General features: G+C 64.0%; 7 protein-coding genes. 2 read left to right on the top strand and 5 right to left on the bottom strand.

The annotated features are described in order from the left end of the window. The first annotated feature begins 56 nt into the window (after positions 1 to 56). The gene (locus NT151_06150; GenBank protein MCX6538502.1) at positions 57 to 2,240 is read left to right on the top strand and encodes an acylase; all 2,184 of its coding nucleotides are present in this window, start codon (positions 57 to 59) and stop codon (positions 2,238 to 2,240) included. Between the two features lie 201 nt (positions 2,241 to 2,441). Then, on the top strand, positions 2,442 to 3,260 hold the full coding sequence (locus NT151_06145) for an aldolase/citrate lyase family protein (GenBank protein ID MCX6538501.1): 819 nt from the start codon (positions 2,442 to 2,444) through the stop codon (positions 3,258 to 3,260). Between the two features lie 163 nt (positions 3,261 to 3,423). Here NT151_06145 and NT151_06140 read toward each other — a convergent pair whose 3' ends face one another. The 5 genes from NT151_06140 to NT151_06120 form a co-directional block, all read right to left on the bottom strand. Beyond that, entirely contained in the window at positions 3,424 to 4,698 is a 1,275-nt protein-coding gene (locus tag NT151_06140) for an MFS transporter (GenBank protein ID MCX6538500.1), read from the bottom strand. A gap of 87 nt (positions 4,699 to 4,785) precedes the next feature. Beyond that, positions 4,786 to 8,187: a glycosyl hydrolase-related protein gene (locus NT151_06135; GenBank protein MCX6538499.1), complete on the bottom strand. Its 3,402-nt coding sequence runs from the start codon at positions 8,185 to 8,187 to the stop codon at positions 4,786 to 4,788. Between the two features lie 138 nt (positions 8,188 to 8,325). Further along, complete coding sequence (locus NT151_06130) at positions 8,326 to 10,077, bottom strand: PAS domain-containing protein (GenBank protein MCX6538498.1); 1,752 nt, start codon at positions 10,075 to 10,077, stop codon at positions 8,326 to 8,328. Beyond that, a complete protein-coding gene (locus NT151_06125) occupies positions 10,070 to 12,019 on the bottom strand; it encodes a PAS domain S-box protein (protein ID MCX6538497.1) in 1,950 nt (649 codons plus the stop codon). Before NT151_06125 ends, NT151_06130 begins: the two co-directional genes overlap by 8 nt. 176 nt (positions 12,020 to 12,195) lie before the next feature. After that, complete coding sequence (locus NT151_06120) at positions 12,196 to 15,408, bottom strand: PAS domain-containing protein (GenBank protein MCX6538496.1); 3,213 nt, start codon at positions 15,406 to 15,408, stop codon at positions 12,196 to 12,198. Between the last annotated feature and the right edge of the window lies 1 nt (position 15,409).

Genomic DNA, 15,409 nt, shown 5'->3' with positions numbered 1-15,409 from the left:
GCGCGCACCGAAGTGGAGACCGATTTCGCGGCAATCGAAGAGGAAACCAAGAAGCCATGAAGAAGCTTGTTCTCATCCTCGCTGCGGTATGCGTATCGTTCGCCTCGCAGGCATCCCCCGACCAGGACGTCGCCGCCTGGGAGAAGCAGGCCCGGAACGTCACGATCATCCGAGACGATTGGGGGATTCCCCACGTCTACGGAAAGACGGATGCCGATGCCGTGTTCGGGGTGATGTACGCCCAGGCCGAGGACGACTTCAACCGAGTGGAGACCAACTACCTCAACTCCATCGGGCGCCTGGCGGAAGCCGAGGGCGAGGCCCAGGTGTACCGCGACCTCCGCATGAAGATCTTCATCGACCCGGACGACATGAAGGCGCAGTACCAGAAGGCCCCGGAGTGGTTGAAGGCGCTGATGAACGCGTACGCCGACGGCTTGAATTACTACCTCCACACGCACCTCAACGCGACGCCCCGCGTGATCAAACGATTCGAGCCGTGGATGGCGCTCACCTTCAGCGAGGGCAGCATCGGCGGAGACATCGAGAGGATCAACCTGACTCAACTCGAGGCCTTCTACGGTAAGGATCAGAAGGCGGTTCGGCGAGACACGTCAGCCGAGGTCGTTCCACAATTCGCGGAGCCCACCGGATCCAACGGCATCGCCATCGCGCCGTCGAACACCACCGCCCACCACGCCCTTCTGCTGATCAATCCCCACACATCCTTCTTCTTCAGGGCCGAGGCGCAGATGGTCAGCGACGAAGGTCTGAACGCCTACGGCGCCCTGACGTGGGGTCAGTTCTTCATCTACCAGGGGTTCAACCAGCGCGCGGGGTGGATGCACACCTCGAGCGGCGTGGACAATATCGACGAATACCTGGAATCGGTGGTGAAGAAAGGTGACGGCTTCTACTACAAGTACGGCACCGAAGAGCGTCCGCTGAAGGCGAGCACGATCACGGTGCTGTACAAGACCGGCACCGGGATGGCCAAGAGGGAATTCACGATCTACCGCAGCCATCACGGACCCATCGTCCGCGATGCCGGTGGCAAGTGGGTGAGCATCAGGCTGATGCAGGAGCCGCTGAAGGCGCTGACGCAGTCGTTCGCCCGGACCAAGGCGACCAGCTACAAGGCGTTCCGCCAGACGATGGAGCTGCACACCAACTCGTCGAACAACACGATTTACGCCGACGCGGACGGTGTCATCGCCTACTTCCACGCCAACTTCATTCCGAAGCGCGACACCAGATTCGACTGGGCCAAACCGGTGGATGGCAGCGATCCGGCGACGGAGTGGAACGGGGTGCATTCCGTGGACGAGACTCCCGGCTTGCTGAATCCCGCGAATGGGTGGCTCTATAACACCAACAACTGGCCGTGGTCCGCAGCCGGCCCGAACAGCCCGAAGAAGACGGACTACCCCGCCTATGTGGATCGCGGCACTGAGGAGAGTCCGAGGGGCATGCATGCCCTCCGGGTTCTCGACAAGAAGAAGGACTTCACGTTGGACTCCCTCATCGCGGCCGCCTTCGACAGCTACCTTCCGGCGTTTCAGGATCAGATCCCGGCTCTCCTCAAGGCCTGGGACCAGAGCCCCGCCGCCGACCCACTCAAGGAGAAGTTGTCCGATCAGATTGCGGTCCTGCGGGGATGGGACCTCAGGTGGTCCGTAGCGTCGGTCCCCACGTCGCTCGCCGTGTACTGGGGAGAGGAGATCGGGCGGCGCGTCGGCGATGCTGCCCGGAAGGCGGGAGTCTCCGTCGACAACTACGTCGCCAACCAGGCAACGCCGGCGCAGTTGCTTCAGGCGCTGTCGGCGGCGTCGGACAAGCTCGCGAGTGACTTCGGGAGCTGGAAGACTCCGTGGGGTGACATCAATCGCTTCCAGCGTCTCACTGCGGACATTGTCCAGCCGTTTAGCGACACGGGGCCGAGCATCCCGGTCGGCTTCACGTCCTCTCGGTGGGGCTCGCTGGCGTCATTCGGCGCGCGGACGTACAAGGGGACCAAGAAAATGTACGGGACGAGCGGGAACAGCTTCGTGGCCGTGGTTGAGTTCGGCGACCGCGTCAGGGCCAAGGCCGTCTCGGCCGGCGGGCAGAACGGCGATCCCTCGTCTCCTCACTTCAACGATCAGGCCAAGCGGTACAGCACGGGCGAACTGAGGGACGTGTACTTCTACCGCCCGCAACTGGAGGGCCACATCGAGCGGCAGTACCATCCCGGTCAGTGACGGTCAGCGGCTCCAACCGACCTGCGCGCGGCCTGAGCGAGGTACGCCTCTCATTGGTGGGCGCCGGTCTCCCGGGAGGGGGCTCCCGTGCGGCGTGGCACGACTGCGATATCCTCATGCGAATCCGTGACGAACGGCTTCGCGAGGATCTTGCGGTGGTTCGAAAGGCTGGCTGAGAGGATGCCGAAAGGAGCATTGCTGATGATTCGCCGACTCTGTCCGTGGACGATTGCCGTGATTGTTGCTGCGCTTTTCGCGCCTGATGCCGTGGCCCAGGAGCGCGCCAACCGCTTGATCTCGTTGCTCGAGGCCGGCAAGCCGGCCATCGGAGTCTGGACGGCCGCGACCGCCGCTCCGCGCATCACAAAGGTGCTGGCCACGTCGGACGCGGACTATATCGTGGCGGACATCGAGCATGAGGTGTACGACTTCGCAGCCCTCAGGGGCTTCCTGCTCGGCGTGCAGGACTTCAGCCTTCGTTTCCGGACCGACGCCAGGAGCGCGCCGGTGGTGCTCGTGAAACTCGCCAATCGGGCCACGTGGGACCCGCGCTACGAGATTGCCGAGTCGCTGAAGGTCGGACCGGCGATGGGCGTGTGGATTCCGTTCGTCGAGAGCCGCGCCGACCTCGAACGCGCGATTTCGGCTGTCCGCAACGCCGAAACGTCCGCCCTGGCCGGCCTGAATATCCCACGCGAGCGGCGCGACGTGTGGCCACTGAATCCCAAAGGCGAACTACTCGTCGTTGCAATGATCGAGACGGAGAACGGCGTGCGCAACGCGAAGGAGATCGTCGAGACGCCCGGCGTGAGCGCGGTGGAGTGCGTGCACATCCCGGAAGCGGATGCGGCGCGCATCCTCAAGATGTGCCTCGATCGGAAGGTCGTGGCGGCGATTGACGTGACGCCAGCCGACGTGCAGGCGAAGATTGCGGCCGGCTACCGGATGCTCAGCGTCGGCTGGGACTACGCGCTGCTGCAGCGGGCACTCACCGACACCGTGAAGGCCATGCGCAAGTAGAACCGGTTTTCGGTGACACCGGCTCGCAGACAGCGGATCGCAATCGCCTTCCCGCCCGAGGCCTCAACTGCCGCGCGCGCGTTGTCCGCCCCGTTCTCGTTGCGGTGATATCCGATCGCGACCTAGGCGCCAAGATCCGAGAGCACCGTGCCAGGTCGTCGAATCACGCGGGGACATCCCCTTCCTGGTCGAGGGGGATCCGGCGAATCGGTCCTCCCACGGCAAAGAGCACCGTCGTGCCAAGAATAGGAAGCAGCCCGGCGACGACGAGAATCGGGGTATACGAGTGGAGATGATCGACGACGAACCCCGTCGTCAGCGTGAAGAGAATCGCGCCGCACCCCGCCCCGACGCCGCCCAGACCGGCCACCGATGCCACGACGCTCTCCGGAAAGCAATCGCTCGGCATCGTCTGTACGTTGTTGATCCATACCTGGAAGCCGAAGAGCACGACGCTGATGAAGGCCAGCGCCGCCATGGCGCTCGCGCTCATCGCAGCGGGGATGCCGGCCATCATCAACACGGCGCCAATCGCGATGATGGTCTTGCGCGCACGATTGGCCGTCCATCCGCGTGCGATCAGATGCCCCGAGAGCCACCCGCCGATCAGGCTCCCTAAATCGGCCGCCACGTACGGCAGCCACGCAAACAACCCGATCTGCTTCAGGCTGAAACCGCGCACCGTAACGAGGTACAAGGGAAGCCAGGTGATGTAGAGCCACCAGACCGGGTCCGTGATGAATCGTGACGCGACAATCGCCCACACCTGTCGGCGCGCGAGCAGCGATGTCCACCGGACGCGTCCCTGGGCCGCGGATGGGCCACGATCTTCGCGGATGACTGCGAGTTCTGCGCGCGAGAGGGCGGTGTGCCGCTCCGGCGTGTCGTAGAACAGCAGCCACAACGCCAGCCAGACGAAGCCCAGGCCGCCCGTCACAAGAAAGGTCGTCTGCCATCCGAACCGCAGTTGCAGATAGACGATGAGCGGCGGGGCGACGATCGAGCCGACGGTCACGCCGCTGTTGAAGATGCCCATCGCGAACGCGCGTTGGCGGGCGGGAAACCACTCGGCGATGACCTTCGCGGCCCCAGGCCAGTTGCCCGCTTCCCCCAGTCCCAACACGAACCGCAACGCGCTCAAGCTTGCGAGGCCGCTGGCAAAGGCGTGCGCCATGGCCGCCGCCGACCAGATCACGATCGACATCGTGAATCCGCGCCGGGTTCCCACGCGGTCGTAGATCCTCCCGGACAGACCCTGACTCGCCGTATAGGCGACGAGAAACCACGTGCTGATGCTCGCGAATTCGAGGTTCGTCAGGCCGAGCTGCACGATGATGACCGGGGCCAGTACCGCGATCGTGAGCCGGTCGATGAAGTTGATGAACGTGGCAAGGAACACGAGCCCGGCCATCCACCAGCGCAGTCCGCGGATGATCATGCGTTGGCCCGCTTCATCGCGTCTTGCCGACGGCACGGTGAATTCGGCTGACGTCGGATTCCACGGGTCCGACGTCGGCGCGCGGTCTCATGGCCTCTGGCGACCGGCGGATGCGGGATCCGGCAGGTCCCGTGCATAGAGTGGTGCCGCCGGGCGAGTTGCCGCGGGCACCCGCGCGACGGTGGCCGCCAGCAGTCGCACGCGGCCGTCGCTCGGCAGCGTGACGTCGCGCGCACCGTCCGGAAGGTCTATCGCGTACGCGAACAGGTACGTCGGAATGTACGGCTGGTTGCCGTTCGGCGCGTGACGATGCCCTCCGACCCACGCGATCTCGTCGCGTTTGACGAAACCCGGACGGATTTGGTCGAGGCCCGTCACAGCTCCCGTAGCCGTGTCCCAGCGGACGACCATATCCGCCGCGATCGCGTCCAACGTCCAGGACTGGCCACGCGTGATGGGCGGCACGTACTTCTCCCGAAAGAGCCGCGGCTCTTTGAGCGTGCTGTCCCACTGCCCGACCGGGCCCTGCCAGTCGCGAATCGTGATTCGCACCGGCGTTGAAGCCGATGCCCGGCCGATGGTGAACGTGGCGGGCAGGTCGCCGTCGACTGAGGCAGCAAGCACGTACAGGCGATTGTATGGCCCTCGCGGCAGTGTCAGCCGCTGCCCGTTCGGCACGAGCACGTTCGCCGCGCCGTTCTGCACCGACCCGAATCTGAACCGCACGCCATCGAGCTCGAGTTCCCGCGGGAGAAGCTCGGCCGCCAGCGTCTGTTTCTTCCCGTCGAAGTCACCATCCCCGCGATTCGAGTCGGTCGAGACCCCGTCGAGGTTGAACGGCAAGTCGAGCGACACCGCGACCGGAGCCGCAATGCGGCGAGTGGCACGATCCGATTCGATCGCCGACGCCGATGGTTGCAACGTCAGCGCGAACGTGCGCGGCTGATACGGTTTGAGATCGACACTGATGCTGCGACCCGAACTCGGGAACGACCCCACGGGTTCCTCAGCGGCGTTGATCTCGCGGGCCGCCACGATCTCACCGGCCGGCAGCGTAACCCGAACACGGCCCGGTCGTCCGTACTGCTCCTGCAGGCGGACGACAATCGCCTCGTCGTCTTCCGCCCTCTTGAACGCGCGCACCGCGACTTGCCCGTCTGCGCTGTCGATCGACAACAGCGAGATACTTCGGCCCAACACTCCCGGATGCGCGGTTGTCTGGAATGGCAAGAGCGGTTGGTTCAGCGCGGCGGCACGTGCAGGAACCTGACCCGCACGCCAATCGCCCGCATGGCCTGCGATCGCGTACACGAAGCGATGGTGGCCAAGATCGTTGGCGCTCTCGTAGGGATAGGCTTTCGCTTTCGCGGTATGGAGCAAGGTGAGACGAAGCACATCGTCCGCCGGTTTGTCCCACCCGTATTTGCTGTCGTTCACGACTGCCACGCCGAACTGCCCGCTCGCGTCGGTCAGGTCGGCCCATTTCTGCGCCGGGACTTCGTAGTGATCGGGCGTGTTGTTGCCGCGTTCGATCGTTCCGAGCCCGAGGTCATAGGTCGCCTTCGGGTTCGATGCCTGGAACCGGAAGGACGCCTTGAGCAACGTGTTCGGCGACTTCCAGTCCACGAGGTTCTCGACGTCGACCCGGTCTCCGCCGTCGGTCAGCATCACGCGCTGGACGAAGGTCGAACCGGCAGCCTTTCGCGTGATCTCGAGGGCGACGCGGACGGGCCCGCGTTCAATGATGCGGACCACTGGCGCAATAGGGTACTCCCGGGGCGCAGCGTTCACGGTGGTCCACAAGATGCGCCATGCGGGTTTGTCTGGCGACGGATCGTCCCGCAATTCGAGCCGTACGGGCGCACGCAGAAGCTCGCGGCCGGCGCTCTTGTCGAAGACCGACGCGATATCGCCGTTCGAATCGACCTTTACCGTGTACCGAGCGTTTTCGAGCGACTGTGACGTGATGCGAAGCGACGATGACGGTGCGGCGGCGGTAGCAGGTGTGACGTCGAACACCTTGTAGCCCACTGGCGGCATCTCCGCGACGAAGAGCACTCGCGCCTCGCTCCCGCGTCTCTCGAGGACCTGTGCCGGCACGTCGCGGCCGGTGACCGTGTCTGCCACACGTATCGCCTCCGGCGCCGGCCCGCGGAAGTAGACGGTCGCCTCGACCGTGTCGCGCCGCGCGCGTGCGATCGGATTGAACACGACGAGCGAAACGCCCGTGCCGCGCGTGTCGAGGAGATCGCCAACCGCGGCGGTCGAGCTCTCGAGCACGCCGGCGAACTGATTGGCCGACACCAGTTCGTCGTTCCATGAGAAGCCGTATGCCTGAGGAATGGAGGTGCCGGTCAGATCGTCGTGGAACTGATGCCACAATACGCGCGTCCACGCGTCCCGCAGCCGTTCGGCCGGATACCGCAATCCTGTCAGGACTCGCGCTGCCACGGCCGCGCGTTCGGCGGCGTCGGCCAGGAGTTCGTTTTCGCGGTTGAACCGTTTCAGCGCCGCCTGCGAGGTGTAGCAGCCGACGCCGTGCGTCTTCATCGTGAGCTCGCCCGTGTACTCGGGGAGCGCGGCCTTCTCCTGGTCGGTCAGGTCGCGCGATAGTTGGTCGGCCGACGTATTTCGCACCTCGATCTTCGCGTCCTTGTTCGCGAACGCCTTCTCGAGCCAGTCCACGGTCTCGGGATCCGGCGCCCCGCCGATGTCGCCAACGCCAAAATAGCGGAGCCCAATCTGGCGGCCGGTGCTGACGGTAGTGAGATCGTCCGACCATTTCGGGTCAGTCGAGACGTCGCTTCGGATGCGCGTCACATAGTCGCGCGGATTCAGCGCCGCAACGACGGTGCTGCCGTCCACGCCACGCCACCGACCGATCGGGAACGGAATCGGCACCGACGATCCCCACGTGAGCTTCTGAGTGGAAAACGCGGTGAGCCCTGAATGCGCGGCAACCGACGGCAACGCGAAGCCGAACCCGAAGCAGTCGGGCAGGAACACATCCTGGCTTGTACGGTCGAACTCACGCCGGAAGAACCGTTTTCCGTAGAGCGCCTGCCGCATGAGCGATTCGGGTGACGGCACGTTCACATCCACGGCATTGATCCACGAACCGGCCAGCCGCCAGCGGCCGGTGGCGACATGCTTCTGGAGCGTGGCCCACGCCTCCGGGTAGTATTCCTTGAACCACATGTAGTGGATCGCGCCTTCGAAGTTGAACACGTAGTGGGGATACTGCTCGATCAACTTGAAGTTGTCGAAGAACGTCGCCGGCACGAAGTCGCGAATCGTGTCCTGCACCGTCCAGTTCCACTGCGTGTCGAGGTACGCGTTCGCGACGACGTAGAGCGTGGGCCTGCTCGCCTTGCCCGGCTCTTGCGTCGTGGCGCTTGCGAGGCCGAGCGTGAGGCCCACGAGCGCGGTTGCGGCAAGCCTGTGTCTGGTCATGTTGAGCGGATGCCACATCAAGAGAAATGGGAACATCCGGTCCCTTCGACCGCGACAGTCTACCGCGTCCAGCGAACGAAAAGCACGGAGATCGCGAGAGATGTCGCCAGGGCGCGTCACGCCGAGAAGGGGCTCGACGATGAGCCGGCACATCCCGATCGAGATTCCTTTTCCCTATTCACGATCCAGCGCCTCCCGGACCTTGGCGGCCAGGTCTTTCGGGGAGAAGGGCTTCTGGATGAAATGCACCCCTTCATCCAGCACGCCGTGGTGGGCGATGACGTTGGCCGTATAGCCCGACATGAACAGCCGCTTGAGGTGCGGGTAGGAGGACAGCAGGTTTCTGGCCAGGTCGCGGCCGTTCATCTCGGGCATGACCACGTCGGTCATGAGCAGATGAATCTGGCCGGTGTATTCCCTGGCCACGCGGATGGCCTCGCCCGGGGTGCTTTCGGCCAGCACGGTGTAGCCCTGATGCTCGAGCATCCTCGTGGCCAGTCTCAGGATGGCCGACTCGTCCTCCACCAGCAGGATGGTCTCGTGGCCGCGCAGGGCCGGTCCCGCCGCGCCTTCCGTCGGTGCCTGTCCGGCTTTGCCCACATGCCGGGGCAGATAGATCGTAAACGTCGTGCCCTGTCCCGGCTCGCTGTAGACGTTGATGAAACCGTTGTTCTGCTTGACGATGCCGTAGACCGTGGCCAGGCCCAGGCCGGTGCCTTCGCCTATGGCTTTGGTCGTGAAGAACGGTTCGAACACATGCGGCAGCGTGTCCTTGTCCATGCCGCAGCCGTCGTCGCTCACCGCGAGCCGCACATAGGTCCCTGGCACAAAGCCCGCGTGAACAGCGCAGTAGTCCTCGTCGAAGGTGCTGCTTCCCGTCTCGATGGTGACCTTGCCGACGTCAGCGATGGCGTCGCGGGCGTTGACGCACAGGTTGGCCAGGATCTGGTCGATCTGGGACGGGTCCACCTTGACCGGCCAGAGATCCGCCCCCGGCTGCCACGTGAGATCGAGATCCTCGCCGATGAGCCGGTGCAGCATCTTGAGCATGCCCGCCACGGTCTCGTTCAGGTCCAGGACTTGGGGCGCGACGATCTGCTTGCGGGCAAAGGCCAGCAATTGCCGCGTGAGGTCGACGGAGCGACAGGCCGCCTTGCGAATCTCCTGCAGGTCGGCATGGAGCGGCTGCGCCGGGTCCACCTGGTCCAAGGCCATTTCGGTGTGCCCGAGGATCACGCCCAGCATGTTGTTGAAGTCGTGCGCCACGCCGCCCGCCAGCCGGCCCACCGATTCCATCTTCTGGGCCTGCTGAAGCTGGCCTTCGAGTCTGGCCTTCTCCTCCTCGGCCCGCTTGCGCTCGGTGACGTCCTGCATCGTGCCGAGTATCCTGATCGGGCGGCCGGCGGCGTCTCGAGCGATGTAGCCCCGGTCTTCGACCGCCGCGTACGAACCGTCTTTGCGACGAAAGTGATACGCGTCGGACCAGGATTCGCGGTCAGAATCCAGGGCCGCCTGAAGGCCCGCGTTCACGCGTTCGAGGTCTTCGGGATGGATGCACCTGGTCCAGAATTCGAGGCCCGGCTCGATCTCCTTGGCCTGATAACCGAAAAGCGCCTGGAGATTGTCGCTCCACCAGAGCTTGTCGGTCTGGAGATCCACGTCCCAGATGGCGATGAACGTGGCGCGATTCGCGAGTTGGAACCGTTCCACGCTCTCGCGTAGCGCGCGCTGCGCGGCGTGCTGCCGCCAGTAAGCCCAGGCGATCGTGGCCGCGGCCAGCAGGATGAACGACCCGACGATGAGGCTGATGATGCCGGCCCGATAGTACCAGCAGCCCCCAGTCAGCAGCACCAGCGTGATCACCGCGAACACCGCGACCCAGGATCGGCGGGCGAGTGCGGGCTCGAGATACCTTTCCCTATTCACTATCCAGCGTCTCCCGGACCGTGGCGGCCAGACGTTCTATAGAGAAGGGCTTCTGGAGAAAATGCACCCCTTCGTCCAGAACGCCGTGGTGCGCGATCACGTCAGCCGTGTATCCCGACATGAACAGGCGCTTGAGGTGCGGATGGAGAGACAACAGGTTCTTGGCCAGGGTCCGGCCGTTCATCTCGGGCATCACCACGTCTGTCATGAGCAGGTGGATCCGGCCGACGTATTCCCGAGCCATCCGGATGGCCTGCCCAGGGGTGCTCGCTGCCAACACGGTGTAGCCCTGACGTTCGAGGATCTTTGAGGTCAGTGTCAGGATGGACGACTCGTCCTCCACCAGCAGGACGGTCTCCTGGCCGCGCTGGGCAGACCTTGCCGCGCCTTCCGTCTGCGCCTGCCCGGCCTTGCCCTCATGGCGGGGCAGGTAGATCTTGAAGGTCGTTCCCTGATTCGGCTCGCTGTAGACGTTGATGAAGCCGTTGTTCTGCTTGACGATGCCGTAAACCGTGGCCAATCCCAGGCCGGTGCCTTTGCCCAGCGCTTTGGTCGTGAAGAACGGTTCGAACAGATGCGCCTGCGTTTCCTTCTCCATGCCGCAGCCGTCGTCGCTCACGGCGAGCAGCACGTACTCGCCGGGGATGAATTCCGCGTGAGCGGCGCAGTCGTCCTCGTTGAAGGTGCTGTTTCCCGTCTCGATGGTAATTTTGCCGACGCCGGAGATCGCGTCCCTGGCGTTGACGCACAGGTTGGCCAGGATCTGGTCGATCTGCGACGGGTCCACCTTGATCGGCCACAGATCCGCCTCCGGCCGCCACTTGAGGTCGATATCCTCGCCGATGAGCCGTTTCAGCATTTTGAGCATGCCCCCCACGGTCTCGTTCAGATCCAGGACTTTGGGCGCGACGGTCTGCTTGCGGGCAAAGGCCAGCAGTTGGCGGGTCAGATCGGCAGAGCGAATGGCCGCCTTGCGGATTTCCGTAAGGTCGGCATGGAGCGGCAGGGCCGGGTCCACCTGCCCGATCGCCAACTCCGCATGCCCGAGGATCACCCCCAACATGTTGTTGAAATCATGGGCCACACCGCCCGCCAGGCGACCCACCGATTCCATCTTCTGGGACTGCTGGAGCTGGTTCTCGAGTTTGGCCTTCTCCTCTTCCGCCCGCTTGTGCTCGGTGATGTCCTGCGCGGTGGTGCGAATCCCGGTGATTGTGCCATCTTGGTCCCGAAGGAGCCGATCCTGGACGAGCACCGGTATTCTTGTCCCGTCTTTCTTCCAGTAGGTTCGCTCGATATTTCGCCCCGGCGGTAACGTTCCAGCGAGCTTCTCCAACACGGCTTTTCTGGAAAGGTCCTTTTCATCAACGAACTCCCACACGTGGCGGCCCAGCATCTCCTCAGCAGAGTAGCCCAGCGTCGCGAGTTCAGTGCGATTGACGCGGGTCATGCGTCCCTCGGCGTCTAACTCATGGTAGCCAACAGGGGCATCATCAAACATCTCCTTGAATCGAGTCTCTCTCTGATGCAGCTCATCTTCCGCCTGCTTACGCGCGGTGATGTCGCTCAGCACGACACGGCACACCGGCGCGCCGTCGGCGTCCTGCGTGGCGGTCGCCGCCACGTGCCCCCAGAATACCGTTCCGTCCTTCTTCAGCATCCGCAGTTCGTACGCCTGCGGGGCGCTGGTTTCAAAGAGCTGTTTGCGTTGCAGGTAGTAGATGTCCTGGTCTTCCTTGAGGATGAACCTGGTGATCCGCTGCTTGACCAGCGCGCCCCGGGCCACGCCCAGCAAGGCGGCGGCGGTAAGGTTGGCTTCCAGGATCAGCCCCTGCTCGCTGAGGGTGCAATAGCCGACCGGCGCCAGATCGTAGAGGTCGAAATAACGCGCCCGCGCGACGTCCAGTTCCGCCTGGACCCGGCGCAGTTCCTCGTTCTGCATCTCCAGTTCTATTTGATGCACCTGCAAGTCGTGGAGCAGCAGGTTCGCCTCATCGAGTGATAGTGCCTGTTTGGGTGCAGCCGCTCCTGACGCGAGCTTCTCTTCGGCACGCAGGCGCAGTGTCTGGTGTGATTCAGTCTGTTTAGCAGTCATGGGCTTGCTCGCACATCACCCTGTCAACCTTCAATCCCACTCGCCCGCTCCGTCGTCGCAATCGCATACACCTGCCTGGCCTCATTCACCAGAGCGGTGGAGGTGAGCCACACTTCCACGACCGTGCCATCTCTCGCGATCCGTTGAGTGCGATACGGCTCCAGGACATCGTTCCGGCTCAACTGATGTACCGTCGCAAACGCTTCCTCTCGCTGCCCTTCCGGTATCAGCTCGCGGATGTTCATCTCCAACGCCTCGGACTCGCTCCAACCATACATCCTCTCCGCCGACGAATTCCAGGCCAGGATACGCCCCTCCATATCCTGCAACACGACGGCGTCGTGGGAATCGCGCACCACCACGGCCAAACGGAGCAGGTCGTTGGCTTTCCGCAGCGCCGCCTGCGTCCGCTTGATCTCCGTGATGTCGACAAAGGTAATGACCGCGCCTTCGACCACGTTGTCCAGCGTGCGGTAGGGCCGGATGCGCATCGAGTACCACGCGCCTGCCCGCGTCTGCACGTCCACCTCTTTGGTCACCAGCGTGTCCAGCACCGCCTGCGCATCCTCCACCAGGCGGTCGTAGCCCACCAGATTGGAAACGATGTGGCCCACGGGCCGCCCCACGTCGCTCAGGATCAGGTTGATGATCCCGGTGGCGGATGGGGTGAAGCGCAGGATGCGCAGTTGATGATCCGCAAAGACGGTGGCGATGCCGGTGCCGGCCAACAGGTTGTTCATGTCGTTGTTGGCCCGAGACAGATCCATGACCCTGTTTTGCAGTTCGGTGTTGACCGTCGCCAGTTCCTCGTTGACCGATTGCAGTTCCTCCTTGGAGGTCTCCAGCTCTTCGTTGGTGGACTGCAATTCTTCGTTGACCGACTGCATCTCCTCGTTCGAGGATTTGAGCTCTTCGTTGGCGGTCTCCAGCTCTTCGTTGGTGGTCTGGAGGTACTCGTCCTTGGCCCGCAGTTCCTGCTCGAGTAACGCGATGCGCTCGCCTGCGGTGAGCCCGCCTGCGCTGCCTGCACTGCGCCCTGTCGAAGTGAGCCCCGTCGAAGCGTCGAATCGGTCGGCATCGGCCATGTCGAGGCCGTCCGCCCCTGCCAGCCCGCCGGCATGTCCCGCCGTTTCGTTGGCGGAGGTGGAAGCCCCGAGCGTCGTCGAGGGAGCGGAGGCAGGCGCTTCCTCCAGGATGACCAGGTACAGGGACACCTCTGGTGTCGCGGCGGGGCTTACCGCCACCGATCGAACAGTCAGGTTGACCGTCGTGAAGTCGCCGTTGGTTTTGACCCGCAGGCCGGGGTGGCGCACGCTCTGTTTTGTGCCTGCGGCTTTGCGCAGGGCCGTGGTCAGTCCGCGCCGCAATCCTTCGCGGGCCATCTGCAGGATGTTGCTGACACCGGAGGTCTCGCCCGGCGCCGGTTCAAGGAACAGGCCGGTGCGGCCGTGGAGGTAGAGAATGTCACCCTGTCCGTTGACGAGCGCGGCGGCCGGGGCGACCTGTTGCAGGAGCGCCTGTTCGGTGAGTTCGCGCAGCGGTCGTTTCATCAAACCGGCCGTCTTTCCTGCCTGCCCGCCGTCTTGTCCGCCGAAGCCTTGGCGAAGGAGGGCGGACGGCGGGAGCGCCACATCTACAGCCGTCATCGGCGGCAGAAACCGGCCCACGGCCGCGCGCTGTGCGCTGTGAAGATCCTCCTGGCGCTGATACAGCTTCAACTTGCGGTCCAGTTCGGCAAAGAGATGACCACACTCGCCCACCGCCTCCGAAGTGCCCAGCAAGAGAAAACCGCCCGGGTTCAGCGCGTGGTGGAACAGGGGGATCAGCTTCTTCTGCAAGTCGCCGCCCATATAGATCAGGAGGTTGCGGCAGATGATGAGGTCAAGCTTGGAGAAGGGCGGGTCTTTGATCACATCGTGCTCAGAGAAGACCAGCATGTCGCGGATGCCCTTGTGGATGCGGTAGGCGCTGCCGTCGGGCTCCGCCGCAAGAAAACGCACCAGCTTCTCCGGCGAGATGTCGGCGGCAATGCTGGCCGGATAGATGCCGGCGCGGGCCGTGACAATCGCCTGGCTGTCAATGTCGGTGGCGAAGACCTGCACCTTGTACCTCTGCTTCAACCCGTCCAGGCGCTCCTGCAGGAGGATGGCGATGGAATAGGCTTCTTCGCCGGTGGAGCATCCCGCCGACCAGACGCGGATCAGGGCGCCCGCGGGCTTGCCCTCAAAGAGCTTCGGGATGACCTGCTGTTCGAGCGCCTTGAAGGTCTCCGGATCGCGGAAGAAACTGGTCACACCGATCAGCATGTCGTGAAAGAGGGCTTCCACCTCGGCCGGAGTCTGTTGCAAGTACTCGACGTACCCCTCGACCGTTTCAATCTGGTGGACGGCCATGCGCCGCTCGATGCGGCGATGGATGGTGCTCGGTTTGTACTGGGAAAAATCGTGGCCGGTCTGGGCTCGCAGCAGGATGAGAATCTTCTTCAGCGCGTTCTCGGCGTGGGGTGCCGGGGCGGATATGACCCGGGGAAGTGTGCCGAACGCATGGGCCACATAGGACATGAGCTGGGCGGGCATCTCGGCCGGCGACAGCTCGTAGTCCACCATTCCGGTGGCAATGGCGCTGCGCGGCATGCCGTCGTACTCGGTGGATGCGGGGTTCTGGGCCATGGCCATGCCGCCCTCGCCTTTGATGGCCCGCACGCCGAGCGTGCCGTCGCTGCCAGTGCCCGAAAGCACGATGCAGATGGCCCGCTCGCGCTGGTCCTGGGCCAGGGAGCGAAAGAAGAAGTCAATCGGCAGACGCTGGCCGCGTGGGGCGGAGGGTTCCATCAATTGGAGCATGCCGCTCAAGAGAGCCATGTCGCGATTGGGCGGAATGATATAAGCGCAGTTGGGCTTGACCGCCATCCCGTCCTCGACCTCGAAGACCTGCATGCGTGTGTAGCGCCGGACGAGGTCAGTGAGGATACTCTTGTGGTCCGGGGCCAGGTGCTGCACGAGCACGAAGGCCATGCCGGGATCGGTGTCGGCGGGCATGCCGGAAAAAAATGCCTCGAATGCCCCCAGCCCCCCAGCGGACGCGCCGATGCCGACGATGGGAAAGCCGGCAACGGTACTTGCGACCGTCTCTTGCCCCTCGGGTGCCGTTCCGGCGATCTCCTGCGCCTCGATGGCCTTGACGCCGCGCCTGGCATCTGGCGCCATCGTTCTGGCTCTTTTTTTTCTTGCTGCCATA

This window comes from Acidobacteriota bacterium, assembly GCA_026393675.1.
Classification (GTDB): Bacteria; Acidobacteriota; Vicinamibacteria; order Vicinamibacterales; family JAKQTR01; genus JBAXOX01.
This window is presented reverse-complemented; position numbering and strand designations above follow the sequence as displayed.